General features: G+C 56.1%; 17 protein-coding genes. 12 read left to right on the forward strand and 5 right to left on the reverse strand.

Annotated elements, in window-relative coordinates; translation table 11 throughout:
- The first annotated feature begins 7 nt into the window (after positions 1–7).
- The 4 genes from PLUT_RS07220 to PLUT_RS07235 all read left to right on the forward strand — a co-directional run bounded on the left by PLUT_RS07220 (position 8) and on the right by PLUT_RS07235 (position 4,554).
- Positions 8–1,150 carry a PAS domain-containing sensor histidine kinase gene (locus PLUT_RS07220; RefSeq protein ID WP_011358124.1) on the forward strand — a complete coding sequence of 381 codons (1,143 nt, stop codon included), beginning with the start codon at positions 8–10 and terminating at the stop codon, positions 1,148–1,150.
- Positions 1,147–3,507 (forward strand): GAF domain-containing protein, encoded by a 2,361-nt coding sequence (locus PLUT_RS11155; protein ID WP_011358125.1) that lies wholly within the window; start codon positions 1,147–1,149, stop codon positions 3,505–3,507. Before PLUT_RS07220 ends, PLUT_RS11155 begins: the two co-directional genes overlap by 4 nt.
- Complete coding sequence (locus tag PLUT_RS11160) at positions 3,504–4,109, forward strand: chemotaxis protein CheD (RefSeq protein WP_011358126.1); 606 nt, start codon at positions 3,504–3,506, stop codon at positions 4,107–4,109. The genes PLUT_RS11155 and PLUT_RS11160 overlap by 4 nt, the downstream gene beginning before the upstream one ends.
- A gap of 67 nt (positions 4,110–4,176) precedes the next feature.
- A complete protein-coding gene (locus PLUT_RS07235) occupies positions 4,177–4,554 on the forward strand; it encodes a response regulator (RefSeq protein WP_011358127.1) in 378 nt (125 codons plus the stop codon).
- Between the two features lie 955 nt (positions 4,555–5,509).
- On the opposite strand, the gene PLUT_RS07240 is transcribed toward PLUT_RS07235, so the two are convergent.
- Positions 5,510–6,040, reverse strand: a complete 531-nt coding sequence (locus PLUT_RS07240; protein WP_011358128.1) for a recombinase family protein — start codon at positions 6,038–6,040, stop codon at positions 5,510–5,512.
- Between the two features lie 485 nt (positions 6,041–6,525).
- On the opposite strand from PLUT_RS07240, the gene PLUT_RS07245 reads away from it, so the two are divergent.
- Positions 6,526–7,008, forward strand: a complete 483-nt coding sequence (locus PLUT_RS07245) for an AlbA family DNA-binding domain-containing protein (protein WP_011358129.1) — start codon at positions 6,526–6,528, stop codon at positions 7,006–7,008.
- Here PLUT_RS07245 and PLUT_RS07250 read toward each other — a convergent pair whose 3' ends face one another.
- Both PLUT_RS07250 and PLUT_RS07255 read right to left on the reverse strand, forming a co-directional pair.
- Positions 7,009–7,800 (reverse strand): hypothetical protein, encoded by a 792-nt coding sequence (locus PLUT_RS07250; RefSeq protein WP_011358130.1) that lies wholly within the window; start codon positions 7,798–7,800, stop codon positions 7,009–7,011.
- Positions 7,801–7,818: 18 nt separating this feature from the next.
- The gene (locus PLUT_RS07255) at positions 7,819–8,832 is read right to left on the reverse strand and encodes an NAD-dependent epimerase (protein ID WP_011358131.1); all 1,014 of its coding nucleotides are present in this window, start codon (positions 8,830–8,832) and stop codon (positions 7,819–7,821) included.
- Between the two features lie 272 nt (positions 8,833–9,104).
- Here PLUT_RS07255 and PLUT_RS07260 point away from each other — a divergent pair, with 272 nt between their 5' ends.
- From PLUT_RS07260 to aroB, 7 genes are all read left to right on the forward strand, one after another.
- Positions 9,105–10,553, forward strand: a complete 1,449-nt coding sequence (locus PLUT_RS07260; protein WP_011358132.1) for a circularly permuted type 2 ATP-grasp protein — start codon at positions 9,105–9,107, stop codon at positions 10,551–10,553.
- A gap of 26 nt (positions 10,554–10,579) precedes the next feature.
- A complete protein-coding gene (locus tag PLUT_RS07265) occupies positions 10,580–11,662 on the forward strand; it encodes an alpha-E domain-containing protein (RefSeq protein WP_011358133.1) in 1,083 nt (360 codons plus the stop codon).
- A 12-nt stretch (positions 11,663–11,674) separates the two neighbouring features.
- Complete coding sequence (locus PLUT_RS07270; RefSeq protein ID WP_011358134.1) at positions 11,675–12,493, forward strand: transglutaminase family protein; 819 nt, start codon at positions 11,675–11,677, stop codon at positions 12,491–12,493.
- A gap of 98 nt (positions 12,494–12,591) precedes the next feature.
- Positions 12,592–13,722, forward strand: a complete 1,131-nt coding sequence (tgt, locus tag PLUT_RS07275; RefSeq protein ID WP_011358135.1) for a tRNA guanosine(34) transglycosylase Tgt — start codon at positions 12,592–12,594, stop codon at positions 13,720–13,722.
- A gap of 2 nt (positions 13,723–13,724) precedes the next feature.
- Positions 13,725–15,047: a 30S ribosomal protein S12 methylthiotransferase RimO gene (gene rimO / locus PLUT_RS07280; RefSeq protein WP_011358136.1), complete on the forward strand. Its 1,323-nt coding sequence runs from the start codon at positions 13,725–13,727 to the stop codon at positions 15,045–15,047.
- Positions 15,048–15,168: 121 nt separating this feature from the next.
- Positions 15,169–15,777: a shikimate kinase gene (locus PLUT_RS07285; protein ID WP_011358137.1), complete on the forward strand. Its 609-nt coding sequence runs from the start codon at positions 15,169–15,171 to the stop codon at positions 15,775–15,777.
- Positions 15,774–16,862 carry a 3-dehydroquinate synthase gene (aroB, locus tag PLUT_RS07290; RefSeq protein WP_011358138.1) on the forward strand — a complete coding sequence of 363 codons (1,089 nt, stop codon included), beginning with the start codon at positions 15,774–15,776 and terminating at the stop codon, positions 16,860–16,862. Before PLUT_RS07285 ends, aroB begins: the two co-directional genes overlap by 4 nt.
- Here aroB and PLUT_RS07295 read toward each other — a convergent pair.
- Positions 16,849–17,661 (reverse strand): type III pantothenate kinase, encoded by an 813-nt coding sequence (locus PLUT_RS07295; RefSeq protein WP_011358139.1) that lies wholly within the window; start codon positions 17,659–17,661, stop codon positions 16,849–16,851. The two genes, aroB and PLUT_RS07295, sit on opposite strands and share 14 nt — an antisense overlap.
- Before the next feature lie 23 nt (positions 17,662–17,684).
- Positions 17,685–18,191, reverse strand: coding sequence for a hypothetical protein (locus PLUT_RS07300; protein WP_011358140.1), 507 nt, complete (start codon positions 18,189–18,191; stop codon positions 17,685–17,687).
- Positions 18,192–18,290 lie beyond the last annotated feature (99 nt).

Raw genomic sequence — 18,290 nt, forward strand, 5'->3', positions numbered from 1 at the left:
CAGCGCCATGTCACAAGAAACCCAATCAAAACCCGACACCATTCTGTTCAAGCACGCACCGGCGCCGATGTGGCTGCAGCAGGGCAGCATAGTCATTGATGCCAATTCCCGGGCGCTAGACCTGTTTCAGGGACCCGGCAGTGAAGGACTCATCGGGACCGACATCACCACTCTTCTTTCCGACTGCGGACAGGATGGAGGCGATGCATCTCTTGAAGCTTTGGCGCTGTTCAGGGATGTTGAAAACGGAAATGATGCAACCGCAGACTGGCGCTGCCGGAAGCCGGACGGAAGCCAGATGGATCTCCACACTGAAATGAGCCCTGTCGACCTTGATGGCCAACGATTCATCCTGATCGTAGCGTTCGATCAGACCCGACTGAACCGCGACCGGGAAGCGATGCAGACACAGCGGCGGCAGATGCAGGACTTTATCGGGAATTTCTCTCATGAACTCCGCACATCGCTCTTCAGCATTCTCGGCTTTACCAGTGTCCTCCGTCAGGATGAAGCCGTGCTGGACACGGGACAGTTCAGGGAGTTCCTATCCATTCTCAACATCGAAACCCTGAAAATCTCATCCCTCGTAGAGGATGTACTCTCTCTTTCCCGCATCACTGCCGGTGCGGGCGTACTGAAAAAGAGACCGGCAGATCTCATAGCCATCCTTGAGGAACTCGCTGGCACCATGGCCGGACAGGCTACCCGCAACGGCGTCACCCTGAACCAGAAGTTACCCGATGGCCCACTGACACTCTTCATGGATCCCGATGCCATCAAAAGGGTATTTTTCAACCTGATCGACAATGCTGTAAAACACACACCGATGGGAGGCTGGATTGAGTTACGCGCTGATGCAGATACCTCCCGTTCCTCCATCATCGTAAAGGTCATCGATTCAGGACTCGGGATTCCTGCACGCGACCTGCCGCATGTTTTTGAACAGTTCTACCGCGTCGAGCGATCCGGATTCACCCCTAACGGCTACGGCCTCGGACTCTCTATTGCCAAGCAGATCGTCGATGCCCATGAAGGCTCCATTGCCATCGAGAGCGATGAAGGTGCCGGAGCGACCACAACAGTCGTAATCCCCTTCAGCAATGGCATCGATGGCATGGCCTCGTTACCCATAAGCGAAAGTGTTTCATGATCTGCACACCCCCCGAAGCACCCCGAAGGCGCTCCTACGCTTTCCTTCAGGAAACCATTTCGTCGCTCTGCGCCTCATTCCCGGAAAACATGCGCAGCCTGACACGCAGGGCATGTGAGATGAGCGACTGCCCGGCATCTCTCTACATCAGGATCAGGGAAGATGGCAAAACCCGGTACCTGGCTGCAGGCCATGCTGTCAGCAAAGGGCTTTTGGGCATAACGATGCCGCAGGAGCACGAAGGGCCTGCCATGGACCACTGGATCCTTGAACATACAGGCTTTGAACATACATTGAGCTTTCCCGTCTCGCTGAGAAGCGGAAGGTATGCATACCTGACCATGCTCGCAGATAAGCCCCGTCGGCTCACCATCAAGCAGTATGATGCTCTTGAAGTCATCACCCTTGCGCTCACGCACGCCGAAGAGCTCCAGGATGCTTCGCGGGGAAACCTCACCCAAGAGCTCTTCAGCAGTAGCCAGGAACGCGCCAGAGAGCAATGTGGCGAAACCCTGCTGACGAGCGTATGCCGGGAACTGGTTGAACAACACGGAGCCGAAAGTGCCTGGATAGCCCTTGTTGACCGTACACGGGTTCCCGATGGCCGATTCTTTCATGCAGGGTTGACGACCGATGAAACCGCCCGCCTCGACACCATGCTTAAAGAGGGCAAGATCTCCGGGTGTGCGTCACGTTCCATGAACACCGCAGACGGGCAGGTTATCAGTTCACCCCGCTTGAAATGCAGTGCATGCCCCATGTCGGAAGACTTTGACGGATTCGGACACCTGAGCATCGGGATCTGCTTTAACGATCAACCGTACGGATGGCTGACAGTATCGGTTCCGAGCAGATACATTTCAGACCATATCCAGCATGCCGTACTTCAGGACCTTATCGCTTCACTCGGTATAAGCCTGCATTCGAGAGAGCTTGACCGACAGAACCTCGAAACCCAGAAAAGCCGGGAACGCATGCTGAAGCACTTTGAGCGGCTTTCGGCATTCCGGATAAAACAGGTGGAAATGATGAAGAACGCTTCCGTCAGGAAGATCCTTCAGGCAACAATCGACGAAGCTGAAGAGTGGACGGAAAGTCGAATCGGTTTTTTTCATTTCATCGAAGCGGAACATGAAACCATATCCATGCAGGCCTGGTCAACGAGGACGATTGAATCCATGTGCCGCATGAAAGACATGTACGGGCATTACCAGCTCGACCATGCCGGAATATGGGCCGATGCCATCCGTGAAAAGCGCACCGTCACCCATAACGATTACGCCTCAGCTCCGAATCGTAAAGGTCTGCCGGAGGACCACGCAGAGCTTTTGCGGGACATGGCAGTTCCAATCATCCGAAACGGCAGGGTCATGGCGATCCTCGGCGTTGGCAACAAATCGCGATACTATGACGAGGATGATGCCTTCTGGGTAGCAGCCCTTGCTGACCAGACCTGGGAGATCATCGAAAACAAACTCTTTGTTGAACATCAGGAACTGATGCGGCATCAGCTTGAGCATGCAAAGAAAATGGAGATGATCGGCAACCTCGCATCAGGTCTTACCCACGAAATCAATAATCCACTTAATTTCATCCGCCTGAATATTGCAAACCTCGATGAGGACTTCCCCAACCTTACCAACCTTGTCACCCTCTACCGACAGTTGCTTGAGGGTATGGAAAGCATAGATGCATGCAGCCCTATAACCAGAGAAATCCGTTCCCGGGAAGAAGCCATCGATATTGATGGCCTGATGGAAAACCTTTCAGCAGTAATTGCATCGACACGGCACGGGGTGGAACGCATTACCGGCATTACCCGGAGCATGCGAAACTTCTCCTTCAAGAACCTGACTGATACACACATCAACTCAAACATCAATAAAACAATTCAGGACACCCTGTTGATCGTCAACCATGAGAGCGCCGACACCGCCGATATCCGGACTGACCTCGGTAAAATCCCCGCGGTGGCGTGCAATCCGTCTCAAATCGGCCAGGTTGTCCTGAACCTCCTGATGAACAGCCTGCAGGCCATCAGGCAACAGAAAAGAACCGTCAAGGGACAGATAGGAATAAAAACCTGGGCTGACACCACACGGATCTACTGCTCGATTACCGATGACGGTCCGGGCATCGAGCAGTCGGTTAGGCAGGAAATCTTCACCCCGTTTTATACGACAAAGGAACGCGGAATCGGTACGGGTCTCGGACTGAGTATTTCCTATGACATCATTGTTCATAAGCATCAGGGACAGCTCGACTTTGAATGTCCCCCGGAAGGGGGAACGGTCTTCACCATGGCATTACCGCTGCAACAGGAAACTGCCTCCAATCAAAGAGAGGTCCAATCATGAAGAAAACTGCGAAGACAGATACGGAGGACGCCTTCAAGTTCCGGAGTACATTTGGAGAACATTATTATGACGGATACGGTGCCCGGCATGAAACACCGCACATCGTCGCCTATACCGGCGAGGTTACAGCGGCAGGTCCCGGCAGAGTGCTGATTTCCAGCCCCCTTGGCTCATGCATAGCCGTCTGTGCATACGATCCGGGAACTCGAGTCGGAGGACTGGCGCATGTCATGCTGCCGGGAGTCCCTCCGGCACATGCTGAGACAGGAAAGGACCGCTATGCCGCCCATGCCCTCGAAACGCTCTTCAGCGTAATGCAGAACGAAGGGGCAGACCCGGGAAATCTTCTCATTTGCCTTATCGGCGGTGCCAATGTCCTAAGGCGCGAACACGATACCATACATATTGACAACCTACGATCACTGACCAGCCTCATCCTGCAAAGAAATCTCCCAATCTGTCGAACCATGACAGGAGGCAGTGAGCGGATGATGGCTAGAATGGAGACAAAAACCGGCAGAATTTTCCAGACCACAGGAAACAACCCCGAAGAGATGCTTTTCGATTACTTCACCCACAATATCGAGAACCCCGACAATTAGGATTTTCATCACGGCATCGTTAAGTTCAATTAAATTATGCAGTAAGTATCACAAAGACATCATTACCATGGCCCAGCAAACAATCCTTCTCGTTGAAGACGAACCACATACAAAAAGGCTGATTTCCTACGTCCTTGAGTCAAAAGGCTTTCATGTCATGGTCGCAGAAAACGGCAGTGTAGCCCTTGATATATGTAAAAACAACGTGCCCGATCTCATTCTCTCTGATGTAATGATGCCGGTTATGGACGGACTTGAGCTCCGCAGAAAAGTGCTTCAGGACGCAGCACTGTCCGCAATTCCGTTCATCTTCCTTTCCGCCAGGGCACAGACGCATGAAATCATCAATGCAGAGAAACTCAACCCGATTGCATATATCACGAAGCCTGTCGAACCGGATGAAATCACTAATATCATTAATGGTATCCTCAAAAAAAATTCATGATGGGATGCATTGAATGGGGAGGGCTTAAGCCAGGATTAAGTATGATCGGGTAACAGCGGCGTATTACTACGCCACCGTCCCCTCAGAACCCGGCGTACGACTTTCACCGTACCGGGCTCAAGCCTCGCAAAAGCACACAAGTGCACCCAGTAAGGATATAGTCCTTACCTCTACAGTAGAACCGCAGCCTGCTTGATCACAATGATCTTGATGGCGCACACATGGATATAAATCCACGTACATTTGCTTTCCATCATAATGCAGGTTCTCCGGCATTTCTGTAGCGCGAGACCTCAAGGAAGTCTGCCTGCTTTCGCATGGGGTGATGTTGCAACCCCTATCTGGTCCATTACAGGCCAGCATTCGCTTTCTCCTTGATCTTCTGCCCACAGCTCCATGGTCATTCCTTGCGGTTTGATTGCCTTACAAATTGTAAGGCGGAACTATGGGTTTACCGTGTTCCGCAGATTGAACATGCGAACGAGTTAGGCCCCGTCTTTCCGCCGGCGGGAGTTATCGACCGTGTAGAGGAACACCGGTTACCTCTATCCAACCCGCTTACCTTTTGGTTCGAGTGTTACAGTAGCTTTCACTCGTCACACTTTACGGCAGTTACGACGATTCACATATGTTGGCCATATCGCGCTCCCTCTTGCCCCTCTCCGCCTGCTACTGGCAGATTCAGCGTTCCCTCACGGGTCGGCCTACAGTTTTTCTGCGGGTACGTTTATCCGAGAGCTTCACACAAGTTGGTTACCCTGCTTGCATGTCTCGGTGAGGGCAACAGACGGCACTGCTGGTTCAAAGAACAGTTCAATTCTGCGACTTCACGTCGCACCCGGCGCAAGTGTACTAACGCCTCTTATGCGGACCGGCAAGGTTCTAAACTTTAGGGATGAGCGGGTTACGGCCTATGACGAGAAGGCTGGCAGGAGGTATACCGTCAGTCAGAAGCTCACCCGACACTGATGCTGAGGTTCTTGCTCATTTTCTTTGCCATCTGCACCTTCGGATCATCAGCAGTGATCTTCGGCCGCCCCCCCTTCTTGCCTTTTGACCGGGCGGCCTTCAACCCTGCCTGCGCCCGCTCCTGGATCAATCGCCGCTCGAATTGCGCCAGGGTAGCGAAGATGTTGAACACCATCTCGCCGGACGCGGTGGTGGTATCAATACCGCCGTCACTGATTGAGCGGAACCCTACTCCCCGGCCCTTCAGCTCTTCGACGATCTCGATGAGGTGTTTCAGGGACCGGCCGAGTCGGTCCAGCCGCCAGATGACGAGCGTATCCCCTGCCTGCAGTTCCGTCATGCAGGCTGCGAGACCCGGCCGTTCCGTTTTTGCTCCACTTGCCTTGTCGATGAAGATGAGTTTGTCAGGTATGCCGGCTTGCTTCAGGGCATCAAGCTGCAGGTTGAGTTCCTGACCGGTAGTCGAGACTCGGGCATAGCCTATCTGCCTTCCGGTTTTTGTTGTTGTATCGGTCATTCTTTAAAACGGCTTGTTTTTATGGGTAGATGGACTATAGAAATACAGTACGCATTTATAAGACAGATGCGGCCCGGAAAAGGGGGCATTTCTACCCCCTTACCAGCTGTCTCATAACACGACCGCTTCGCAATGACACTGCTCGGCATTTGAGGGGCCTTCCAAAGGCGCCTGAAAATGTCGCGAAACTCATTCATCACATAAAAGTCCGGAAGGCAGAGGCTTTGTAAATTCAATGTACGGGCTCATCACGGGCTTATTTGACCCTCATCCGGGTCACAGGCACAAAAAAAGACAACGCCAAAAGCATCACCGCCGCCGCGTGAGGGCCAATCGTGTCTTTTCTGCAACAATGAAGGTGGCGGTTCAGGGATTCAGGCTCCCAGCTTGTTTTTCTCAAAAGCCCTGCGTATGATGAAGGAACAGGTAGGGAAATGCCGCCGCCCGCGGCAGGAATTCCACGAACCCCAAGACGGAGGAGCACCATGCATCTCATCCGCCGCCCGCATTCCGCACGCCCCCTTCTCGAGCTCGTAGGAGAAGGAGAGGGACTATACACCGAATTCAAGCGGAAAGTCCACTCACCCCAGAAAATCGCCCGTCCAATAGCCGCATTCGCCAACACCGGCGGAGGCGTCATGCTCATCGGCATTGACGATGACGGAAGCATTGTCGGCATCCAGAGTGAAAAAGAAGCGCTTGAAGTCGTCTATGAGGCAATCCGCCACCATATCGACCCCGTCCCCGACGTCGACGCCTACATTGAAATGCACCGCCGGCGTATGGTTCTGGCCATTGTCGTCCCCGAAAGCGCCCGGAAGCCCCACTTCCACCTCAGCACGGCCATCGACAGCAACACGGGGAAATCCTGTACGGTACGGAAGGTCTATTTCAGGGAAGGGAGCCGCAGCAGGGCGATGACAGACGAAGCCGCCTTCCGCATGAAGTCAGCGGCCGGCTGCAGGTGATCAGGCACCGACCATGGCTTCAAAAAAGGAGATGGACTGTTGCAGGCAGGCAAAGTTATGCTGTTCAAGAGGCGGTTCGAGGGTCAGGCGGAACAGCATGAACCGGCCTGCAACCGTCGTCAGCTGAAGCACGCTGATGGCATCGCCGACTGCATATACTTTCGCCAGGAGGCCTGGCTTTGAAATGTCCCTGATCACCCTCGCATCTCCATAGATCCTTGCCATATCCTCCGTAGCTGCATTGAACTCCTGATGGACCGGTTCAGGGGTCTGCCGGATATCGAGCGCCACCAGTTCCTTGTCGTAGACAAAGAGGGTGCCCCTCATCTGGGGCCCATCATAGGAAACGCTCACCCCGAGACCGGGATTTTCCACCTCGTTGTCGATCATGCCGGTATAGTGAACCCAACCGATTTCGTAGGGAAGAGAGAGGGCTGCCCGATCCCCCAGATAGATCATCGGGATCGGCGTCTTTTCGGATGGAGAAACAGCTCTGGACACATCAAAGTAAACGCTGCGCGTTTCGATGATTACCTGTTCTCCCTCGACACGCTTGACCTCATAGTCCAGCTTCTCCACGTCGCCATGAAGCCCTCTGGCAACCTCTTTATGGACAGTATTCCAGTACAGCCCGAGTTTGGAGGAAAGCGCGTGGACCACTTCCATCTCCACCCTCGCTGCCACCATGGAATCCGTCACATCGACAATCACCGGATCGTCATAAGCCATACCGGACCCTCCCGATATGGGGAGGTCGCGTCCGGTTGCGTTCTTAATGATTTCCCTCAGCATGCAGCAGCACTTGAATTGTCAGCCGTTGATGCCGTAGTACTCACGATACCATGCAACAAACCGCCTGATACCGTCATCAACGGTGGTTGAAGGCTTGTACTGCACATCCTCGATCAGCTGGTCCACATCGGCGTAGGTGTCGGGCACGTCACCGGGCTGGAGCGGAAGCATCTCCTTTTCAGCAGTCCGGCCGAGCTCTCGCTCAAGGGCTGCGATATAGTCCATCAGCTCGACGGGTTTACTGTTGCCGATGTTGTATACCCTCCAGGGCGCGCGGCTGGAACCGGGATCGGGTTTTGCCCCCGACCACAGCGGGTTCGGCTCTGCCACATGGTCGAGGGTACGGATGACCCCCTCGACGATGTCGTCGATGTAGGTGAAGTCGCGACGGTGTTTGCCGTAGTTGAAGACTTTGATCGGCTTGCCCTTCAGGATGGCGTCGGTGAAAAGGAACAGCGCCATGTCGGGCCTGCCCCACGGGCCGTAAACGGTAAAGAAACGCAGGCCGGTTGTCGGGAGCCGGTAAAGGTGGCTGTAGGTGTGGGCCATCAGCTCGTTGGCCTTCTTGCTTGCGGCATACAGCGAAAGAGGGTGGTCGACATTGTCATGCACCGAGAACGGCATGGTTTCGTTGGCGCCGTATACCGAGCTCGATGAGGCATAAACCAGATGCCGGACACCGTTGTGCCGGCACCCTTCAAGGATGTTGATGAACCCGACGATGTTGCTTTCGATGTAGGAGTGCGGGTTGGTGATCGAGTAGCGCACGCCGGCCTGGGCTGCAAGGTTGACGACCCGGTCGAATTTCCCCCGGGCAAACAGTTCCTCCATCGCCTTCCTGTCGGCAATATCGGCCTCAACAAAGGTGAATGCCTCGTGCGGGGTAAGCTGTTGGAGGCGGGCCTCCTTCAGCGAGACCTCATAATAGTCGTTCATGTTGTCGACCCCCGTTACACAATCGCCTCGCTCGAGCAGTCTCCCCGAGACGCTGGAGCCTATAAATCCGGCAGCGCCGGTCACCAGTACATTCATTGCAATGCAGTCGTTTTGTGCGTTATGCCCCGTCGGGCGGAGTGATCGGCCAGTACTCAAGTATAGGAACAATTATGGGGCCCTACAAGGCAAAAAAAGCCCCGAAACAATGACCGGAGAGGGCAAAAAAAGATGAACGCTGTCGAGAGAGCATCATATTTTCTTCATAAATGTAATTTTTTAAGGCTCATAATATTTATTTCCATAAAAAATTAAGTATATATAGGGCGAGGGTTGCAAAAGTCCCCGCAAACAATAGTAAACAGACGGACATGAAGCGTTTTTTCGACAACTACGATGCTGATGCATCCCGGTTTTTCGACGAGCTTGTCGCGCGGGAGGGAGGGCCGAGGCCCCATTATGAAAAGCTGCTCCGGCGGTTCGCCATGTTTTCACAGGAGGATGTGAAAACAAGGAGGGAGATGACGAACATCTTCTTCCGCAGCCAGGGCATCACCTTCACCGTCTACGGTCTTGAGGAGGGCATTGAGAGGATCTTCCCCTTCGACCTCATTCCGAGGGTCATCCCGGCGGCGGAATGGGCGCTTATCGAACGGGGGCTCGCCCAGAGGATTGCGGCGTTGAACCTCTTTCTCTACGACATCTACCATACCCAGAATATCCTGCGCGACAAGGTCATTCCGGCAGAACTCATACTCGGCAGCCAGCATTTCCGCCGCGAGTTCGTCGGCGTCACCCCGCCGCAGGGCATATACATCCACGTTGCCGGCAGCGACATCATCCGGGACGGGGAAGGCCGGTATCTGGTGCTTGAGGACAACCTCCGGACCCCGAGCGGTGTCTCCTACATGCTGCAGAACCGTCAGGCGATGAAACGGGCCTTCCCGGTTCTTTTCAGCCAGTACAAGGTGCGCCCCGTGGAAGACTACCCGCAGGAGCTGCTCCGCACCCTTCAGGAAGTGAGCCCGCCGCTCCAGAGGGAACCCAACGTCGTGGTGCTCACCCCGGGCATCTATAACTCCGCATACTTCGAACACAGCTTCCTTGCCCGTCAGATGGGCGTGGAGCTCACCGAGGGCCGTGACCTCGTCGTAAACGACAATGTCGTCTACAAACGGACCACACGGGGACTTGAACGGGTCGATGTGATCTACCGGCGCGTCGACGATGCCTATCTCGATCCGCTCTGCTTCAGGCCCGACTCCAAGCTCGGGGTCGCAGGGCTCATCAATGCCTACCGGAAAGGCAATGTGACTCTGGCTAATGCCATCGGCACCGGCATTGCCGACGACAAGGTCATATACAGCTTCGTGCCGAAGATGATCAAATACTACCTCGGGGAGGACCCCGTGCTCGAAAACGTCCCGACCTGGCTGCCGGGAACCCCGTCCGACATGAAGTATATCCTTGAGCATCTTGACGAGCTGGTGGTCAAGTCCGCCAACGAATCCGGCGGATACGGCATGCTGATCGGACCCGAGTCGACTGCGCAGGAGCAGGAACAGTTCAGGGAACTCATCGTGGCAAATCCCCGCAACTACATCGCACAGCCGACCATATCGCTCTCGCGCCATCCGAGCCTCCTCAACGACTCTGAGATGTACGGATGCCACATCGATCTGCGCCCGTATGTGCTGACCGGAAAAAAGACCACGATCGTACCCGGTGGGCTGACCCGCGTGGCGCTCAAGCGAGGTTCGCTGGTCGTCAACTCCTCGCAGGGCGGGGGCAGCAAAGACACCTGGGTCGTCGACGAATAAACGGAACACCAACCAACCACCCCATTATGCTGAGCCGTGTCGCCGAATCACTTTTCTGGATGAGCAGGTACGTTGAACGTGCAGAGAACACTGCGCGCTTTCTGGACGTGAACTTCAACCTCCTGCTTGACCTCAACCGCATCACGACGGTTGAAACCCCCGACTGCTGGATCGCCCTTATACTCGTCACCAGCGACCGGGAGAAGTTCGACAGCCTGTATGGCCAGTACGGAGCCGAAACGGTCACCGACTATCTCGTCTTCAACCGCAACAACCCGAACTCCATCATCTCCTGCATCGGTCTGGCCAGAGAGAACGCCCGGAGCGTGATTGAGAGCATTTCAAGCGAAATGTGGGAGCAGATCAACAACCTCTACCACTACCTGCAGACCGTCACCCCGCAGAGCGTGCAGAACGATCCGTTCAGCTTCTACCGTGAGATCAAGAACGCCTCGCACCTCTTCCAGGGCATCACCGACAGTACCTTCCCGCGAAACGAAGGCTGGGACTTCGTGCAGATCGCCAAATACCTGGAACGGGCTGATAACGCCGCCCGGTTGATCGACGTGAAATACCACATGCTTGAAACAAGCCATGCCGGCCACGGTGACGTGGTCAGCGGATCGGTGGACATCATCCAGTGGATGGCGGTCCTGAAAAGCTGCAGTGCGCTTGAAGCCTTCCGGAAAGTATATTTCGCGCGCATAAAGCCGCAGAGCATCCTGGAGTTCCTCATTCTCGACCGGACCTTCCCGCGCAGCATCAACTTCTCCGTCTGCGCCGCAAAAGATGCGCTCTGGCGACTCTCGGGCGGCTCTGCGGGACGCTCGTTCAACAGTGCAGACCGGCTCATCGGAAAAATGGAGGCGGAGCTGAGCTACACCACGATGGACGATATTGCCTCTAAAGGCCTCCACAGCTATCTTGCAGGACTTGAACAGGGAATCATGGATGTCGGCGAGCAGACCCACCTTACTTATTTCGCCTACCACACCCCGGAAATAGAACCGGTCGAGGAGGGGCTCCGCACCACATTCAGCGGCAACGGAGGAAAACGGGCCGAATGGAGCCAGGCCCAGCAGCAGCAACAGCAGGCATACTGCCGATAACAAGAGAGGACTATGATACTCAAAGTCGAACACAGGACGCTTTTCGAATACGACGTCCCCATCTATGAAACGGCAACGGAGGTTCGCCTGCACCCGCACACCGGACAGACCTCGAGGCAGCGCTGCACCAGCTTCACCCTGCAGCTTGACCCGCCCGCGCCGATTTTCGAGTACACCGACTTCTATGGCAACAAGGTTCACCACTTCAATCTCCTGCAGAGCCACAGACGGGTCAGCATCTTCGGCACCTCGGTCGTAGAGACCGGAACCGGACGGGCAGGAAGGGAGGAAAACGAAGAGATCCTCCTTCTGGACTTTTCCGCCGAGAGCCGGTTCGTTCACTTCGATGCCGCAATACGCTCCTTCATAGAAGCTCTGCCGCACACCGATGAGCCTGAAGCCCTTGCCGCATCCATCTGCCGCAAGATCAACGACACGTTCATCTATGAACCCGGAGCAACAGACGTCCACAGCACCAGCACCGTAGTGATGGCGCTCGGCCGGGGCGTCTGCCAGGATTTCGCACACATCATGCTCGCCGCATGCCGGAGTCTCGGCATTCCTGCGCGCTATGTGAGCGGCTACCTCTACGGCGGAAGCACCCCTGAAGGGCATGACGAAGCCAGCCATGCATGGTGCGAGGTCTGGTGCGGGCCCGAAAAAGGATGGGTCGGCATGGACCCCACCCACAGCTCGATCATTGCGGACGAACGCTACATCAGGATCGGCTCGGGCCGTGACTATGCCGACGTCCCACCGGTGCGGGGAACATGGAAAGGCAATGCCAGGGAAACGCTCGGCGTATCGGTTCGGGTGACGGAAATCGGGTAGCCGGAATAACCGGGGGCATTTCCTATTTTATTTCTCTCTTCGGCTGGTTACCTTCCTTGGTAACCAGCAACAGGCCCATACGACCAGCCCCCTCCTCCATGAACTTCCGCCTCCAGAGCACCGACCCCCGATCCGCCGCCCGGACGGGCATCCTTTCCACCGGCCATGGTGATATCCCGACCCCCGTCTTCATGCCGGTCGGAACCCGGGCAAGCGTCAAGTCGGTCGAGCCGCATGAACTGCTTGAACAGGAAGCGCACATTATCCTCACGAACACCTATCATCTCTACCTGAAACCCGGCAACCACATCATAAGGAAAGCCGGAGGGGTGCACCCGTTCATGGACTGGCATGGACCGCTGCTCACCGACAGCGGCGGCTACCAGGTCTACTCGCTCTCAGAACTTCGCAGAATCAGTGAAGAAGGGGTAACATTCAAATCGCACCTCGACGGCAGCATGCTGCAGTTCACTCCTGAAAATGTCGTTGACACCCAGCGCATCATCGGCAGTGATATCATGATGCCCCTCGACGAATGCCCCTCATCCAAGGCGGATCGTGAGTACATCCGCAAATCAGGCGAACTGACCATACGCTGGGCCGAGCGTGCGCGGCGCCACTTCAGTGCAACTGCCCCCCTTTACCATCACCCGCAGATGCTCTTCGGCATCACCCAGGGAGGCACGCACAGTGACCTGCGTGCCCTGTCAGCCAAAGCGCTTGTCGACCTCGACTTCGACGGCTATGCCACCGGCGGCATGGCGGTCGGCGAACCGGCCGAAGAGATGTATCGCATCCTTGAGCTCTCCCATACGCTCCTACCGGAACACAAGCCACGTTACCTGATGGGAGTCGGCACCCCGGAAAATATCCTCAACGCCATTGAGCGGGGCATCGACATGTTCGACTGCGTCATCCCAACCCGCGAAGGACGCAACGGAAGAGTCTACACCCGAAAAGGCAAAATGAACCTCCGCTCGGCAAAATATGCCGAAGACTTCTCCCCTGTTGACGAAGGGTTCGGCAACCATGTGTGCAAACATTACAGCCGCGCCTATATCCGCCATCTCCTGAACGTGGGCGAAATCCTCGGCCTCAAGCTCTGCACCCTGCAGAACATCTCGTTTTTCATGTGGCTGACCAGAACCGCCCGCCAGCGGATTGAAGAGGGATCGTTCCTCGAGTGGAAGGCCGGGTTCCTTGAAGAGTTCAACAGAGGAGAAGCATAGCAATGCCCCACCCCGAACACAACACCAGCGTCTTCCTTCTCAGCCTCGGCTGTTCGAAAAACACCGTCGACAGCGAACGGCTCCAGGCACAGGCTGAAGCTTCCGGAATCACCTTCACCCAGCAGGCGGAGGAAGCCGAAGTCATTCTCATCAATACCTGCGGGTTCATCGAAGATGCCAAGGAGGAATCAATCATGGAGATCCTTGCAGCCGTCGATATGAAAAACGCAGGAACCGTGCGGCAGGTCTATGTGATGGGCTGCCTCACCGAGCTCTACCGGAACGAACTGCAGGAGGAACTCCCGGAAGTTGACCGGTTCTTCGGCACGAGAGAACTGCCGGCAGTGCTTGACGCCCTCGGCGCCCGCTACCATCAGGAACTTTACGACCATCGCTCACTCCTGACACCGCCCCACAGCTCATATCTCAAGATCGCCGAAGGGTGCAGCCGCGCCTGTTCGTTCTGCTCCATACCCAAAATCCGGGGCCGCTACCTGAGCCAGCCAATGGAGCAGCTCCTGAGGGAGGCCCGACTGCTCCAGGAGAACGGGGTAAAGGAACTCAACCTCATCGCCCAGGATATCACCGTCTACGGCGTGGACCTTTACGGAAAACAGATGCTCAACGACCTGCTCATGCGGCTATCCGACATGGAGTTCCGCTGGATCCGCCTGCTCTATGCCTATCCGGTCGGCTTTCCGCTTGAGGTCATCGACACCATCGGGAACCGAAGCAATATCTGCAACTACCTCGACCTCCCGCTCCAGCACTGCAGCGACCCCATCCTCCGCTCCATGAACCGCGGCATCACCAAAGAGCAGTCTCTCCGGCTTATTGAGGAGATCCGCAACCGGAACCCAGACATCCGCCTCCGCACCACCATGATTGCCGGTTACCCCGGCGAAACCCGCAAAGAGTTCGAGGAGATGCTGGAGTTCGCCGGAAGCGTGCGGTTCGACCGTCTTGGCTGCTTCCCTTATCGCCACGAGGAACACTCCCCCGCATACAGCCTCATAGACACCGTACCGGAAGAGGAGAAACAGGAAAGGGTGAGCGAACTCATGGAGCTTCAGGAAGAGATTGCCCGAAAGAAGAACGAGGCCTTTGTCGGCAGCCTCATGACCGTCCTTGTCGACCGGCCTGAAGAGGGCGAAGAGGGGCTGATCCTCATCGGGCGCACAGAGTTCGACGCACCCGAAGTCGACAACGAGTGCCTGCTCGAGTCTGGATCCCCGGAGCCCTCACCCGGAACGTTCGTTCAGGCCCGCATCACCGGTTCAACTGCCTACGAGCTCCACGGAACAGTCGAATCGCTTATGGAGTAGGGCTCCCTCAGCCGCTCCCTGAAGGGCTTTTTCACCATTTTTGACTATATTTGCCGCTAAGTACGCGCCCGAACGGGCGCAACCGGAACGCGTCGCCACACGCAGAATCGAAACCGTTGGGATGGGACAGGACACGATAACAAAACAGCACTCGTTGATTTTCCTGACCGGTTTCAGCGGTTCGGGAAAGTCGACCATAGGCCCCCTTCTGGCCAACTCCCTCGGGTACGAGTTCCTCGATGTCGATCAGGCGGTTGAACAACGTGCAGGCAAACCCATTACCCGCATTTTCGCAGAAGAGGGTGAAGCGGCATTCAGGGAGCTTGAGCTCCAGACCCTGAAAACCGTAGCCGGAGAAAAGGAGATGGTCGTCTCGCTCGGCGGCGGAGCACTCCAGTATGACCCGTCCCATGCATTCATTGCCGGAGCCGGCACTCTGGTTTATTTGAAATCATCAGCCGCGAACCTTGCAAAAAGGCTGGTCAACAAACGCGACCGCCCCCTGCTCCGTGGAGAGAACGGAAGAAAGCACTCCAGGGAAGAGCTTGAAGAAAAGATCCGCCGGATTCTCGAAGAACGGGAACCCCGTTACCAGCAGGCAGCCCTCACCGTACAGACTGACCAGAAACGGATCGGCTCGACAGTGGAGGAACTGACAAGGAAAATAGAACGGCTTGTCCGCAAAGCCCCGCAGATCGGGGAGGACGGCCAGCAACCAGAACAGCCGTGAGCACCATCATCGTTTCGAGTCCGGTGACCGCCGGACTTGCATCACGCTTCAAAGCCCACGGGCTGAAGCTGAAAACCGTCGTCCTTTTCGACACCAACACCCGGAAGCTCTTCGGTGAGCAAGTGCTACGAACCCTCGCCGATGAGGGATTCATGGTCCACGAACTCGTTGTCCCCGCCCGTGAAGCATCGAAAAGCTTCAGCACGGCCTATAAGCTATACGGCGGCATGATTGAAGCCGGTGTCGACCGGAGCTGGAACCTGCTTGCCGTCGGAGGCGGCGTGGTCGGAGATCTCGGAGGGTTCATTGCAGCCAGCTACTACCGCGGCATCCCGGTCATCCAGCTCCCGACCACCCTTCTGGCCATGACCGACAGTTCAATCGGAGGAAAGGTTGCCATAAACCATCCGCTCGGCAAAAACCTCATCGGTTTTTTCCATCTGCCGGAACTGGTGCTGATCGACCCGTCGTATCTCGGGACCCTGCCGGAACGGGAGGTCTACTCCGGCCTGTCGGAGGTCGTCAAATACGGATTCATAGCCGACTCAGCCCTCCTTGAACGGCTCCGCTCACACTTCAGCAGCATCGTCGCGCTCGAAGAGCCCTATCTGACCGACGCCATCCGGCGCAGTGCGGAAATCAAAGAGGCAGTGGTACGGGAGGATTTCAGGGAGATGAGCGGGCTTCGTGCCACCCTGAACTTCGGGCATACGTTTGCCCATGGACTCGAAAAACTTGCCGACTACCGCTTCATCCGCCACGGGGAAGCCGTCACCATCGGCATGGCTGCTGCGCTTTCGCTCTCCCGCCGCCTCGGGTTCCTGGACCGGCCTTCGCTTGAACAGGGGCAGTCCATCATTGCAGAATTCCGCTTTCCCCGCGGACTCCTGAAAAAGCGGTTCCTCGACATCGACGCTCCGGCGCTTCTGGAAAACATGCTCTCCGACAAGAAAAAGCTAGACAGCCGCCTCCGCTTCGTTCTCCTGAAAGCACTCGGAGAAGCATTCCTCCTCGAAGAAGACGTGGATGACCGGGAAGTGCTCGGGGCGATTGAGGATGCGAAGACGTTCTTCAGGAAACAGTAATCCGGTTCAGCTCGAAGAGGTAGCGGGCACCTCTCGATACGGCATGGGGATCAAGCAGTGGCGGCATCTCCATCATGGACACGATGAGCGGTGCACGGCCACCGGTGGCCACAACCCGCGCGTAGCCTTCTCCATGTTCACTGCGGAGCCACCCCCGGATCTTCCGCACGAGGCCTTCCACCTGCAACACGCACCCCCATACCACGCCGCTCCGGATGCAGTCAGCCGTAGAGAGGCCCATGAGCCGTTCAGGCCTTGAGACCTCAACCCTCGGCAGCTGGGCCGTGCGTTCATGAAGCGCCGAGGCCATCAGCTCCAGACCAGGCATGATGAGCCCACCGAGGTAGCTGCGGTCTGCTGAAAGCACGTCGAATGTGATGGCGGTTCCGATGTCAAGGGCTATGACGGCGGCCTCTTCTTCAAGCATGCAGCATCGGGCACAGAGCGAAAGGCGGTCGGCACCGAGCGCAGAGGGGGGATCGTAGCTGATCCTGAAGGGCAGATTGAGGGTCGAATCGACAGCAAGCACCCTGCCGGGAAGTATATCCAGAAGCCAGCGGCCGGCAGCTTCTCCGGCACGGGGAACGACGGAACTGATGACGGCGTCAGCCGCAAGGGAATGGCGGGCGAGAAGCGGCTGAAGAAGTTCCCCGACCGCTTCGGGTGAAGAAAGAGCTGCGGTCGCAACCTGTAGAGAGTCGATAGGGTCAGTGCCGCTGAAGACGGCAAACATGGCCGTGGTGTTGCCGATTTCGGCAACAAGCAGCGGCGTGGAGGAGGGATGCGCCATCTGTTCCATGATTGGCCCCGTTCCGGGAAACACTACCGTAGTTCGGCCTTTACGCCGGTTTTTCGGGACAGCTCATGAAGGAATCGCCGGTAATCGGGCAGTTTTTCCGTCACATACACGGAATCACGGCCTGTAGGGGTTGTGGCGACAATGAAGATTTTAGGGGGCGGATTGTAGGTCACCCCCTCCTGCCGGATGGCCTCTATTTCCGAAAGAGGGAACGTCATCACCCTGCCCTTCCGGTCAAGGTACTGCAGCCGGTCCCCTTCAATGCGGACCGAGTCGCCGTCCTGGCCGTGCTCGGCAGCAAACTTCGTATTGTAGTACATCGGCAGGCCGAGCGTCACGGTGAACAGGAGAAGCATCATGGCCGTTTTCCAGAAACATCCGAGGTTGATGGCGTAGGTGAACCTGCCATAACGGAAAAACAGCCCCCAGCCGACAGCAAGAATGAGCATGGAGAGAAACCATGACGCGTAGTAGTAATAGTCCAGCCAGAGGGCCGGATAGGACATGGGGTACTGGAACGCTTCGGCCATATCGACTCGGGATCTTGTGTTCGTTGATGCTGGTGCGACAGTGAAAATAAGTCTTAACTTTCTCTATCCAATAAAATACAGAAAATCACCCGAAACCGA

It is taken from the genome of Pelodictyon luteolum DSM 273 (assembly GCF_000012485.1).
In the GTDB taxonomy this organism is placed as follows: domain Bacteria; phylum Bacteroidota; class Chlorobiia; order Chlorobiales; family Chlorobiaceae; genus Chlorobium; species Chlorobium luteolum.

Bases quoted from the DNA above. Each gene is read 5' to 3' on its own strand.
- PLUT_RS07220 (WP_011358124.1), top strand. From the start codon at position 8: ATGTCACAAGAAACCCAATCAAAACCCGACACCATTCTGTTCAAGCAC.
- PLUT_RS11155 (WP_011358125.1), top strand. From the start codon at position 1,147: ATGATCTGCACACCCCCCGAAGCACCCCGAAGGCGCTCCTACGCTTTC.
- PLUT_RS11160 (WP_011358126.1), top strand. From the start codon at position 3,504: ATGAAGAAAACTGCGAAGACAGATACGGAGGACGCCTTCAAGTTCCGG.
- PLUT_RS07235 (WP_011358127.1), top strand. From the start codon at position 4,177: ATGGCCCAGCAAACAATCCTTCTCGTTGAAGACGAACCACATACAAAA.
- PLUT_RS07240 (WP_011358128.1), bottom strand. From the start codon at position 6,040: ATGACCGATACAACAACAAAAACCGGAAGGCAGATAGGCTATGCCCGA.
- PLUT_RS07245 (WP_011358129.1), top strand. From the start codon at position 6,526: ATGCATCTCATCCGCCGCCCGCATTCCGCACGCCCCCTTCTCGAGCTC.
- PLUT_RS07250 (WP_011358130.1), bottom strand. From the start codon at position 7,800: ATGCTGAGGGAAATCATTAAGAACGCAACCGGACGCGACCTCCCCATA.
- PLUT_RS07255 (WP_011358131.1), bottom strand. From the start codon at position 8,832: ATGAATGTACTGGTGACCGGCGCTGCCGGATTTATAGGCTCCAGCGTC.
- PLUT_RS07260 (WP_011358132.1), top strand. From the start codon at position 9,105: ATGAAGCGTTTTTTCGACAACTACGATGCTGATGCATCCCGGTTTTTC.
- PLUT_RS07265 (WP_011358133.1), top strand. From the start codon at position 10,580: ATGCTGAGCCGTGTCGCCGAATCACTTTTCTGGATGAGCAGGTACGTT.
- PLUT_RS07270 (WP_011358134.1), top strand. From the start codon at position 11,675: ATGATACTCAAAGTCGAACACAGGACGCTTTTCGAATACGACGTCCCC.
- tgt (WP_011358135.1), top strand. From the start codon at position 12,592: ATGAACTTCCGCCTCCAGAGCACCGACCCCCGATCCGCCGCCCGGACG.
- rimO (WP_011358136.1), top strand. From the start codon at position 13,725: ATGCCCCACCCCGAACACAACACCAGCGTCTTCCTTCTCAGCCTCGGC.
- PLUT_RS07285 (WP_011358137.1), top strand. From the start codon at position 15,169: ATGGGACAGGACACGATAACAAAACAGCACTCGTTGATTTTCCTGACC.
- PLUT_RS07295 (WP_011358139.1), bottom strand. From the start codon at position 17,661: ATGGAACAGATGGCGCATCCCTCCTCCACGCCGCTGCTTGTTGCCGAA.
- PLUT_RS07300 (WP_011358140.1), bottom strand. From the start codon at position 18,191: ATGGCCGAAGCGTTCCAGTACCCCATGTCCTATCCGGCCCTCTGGCTG.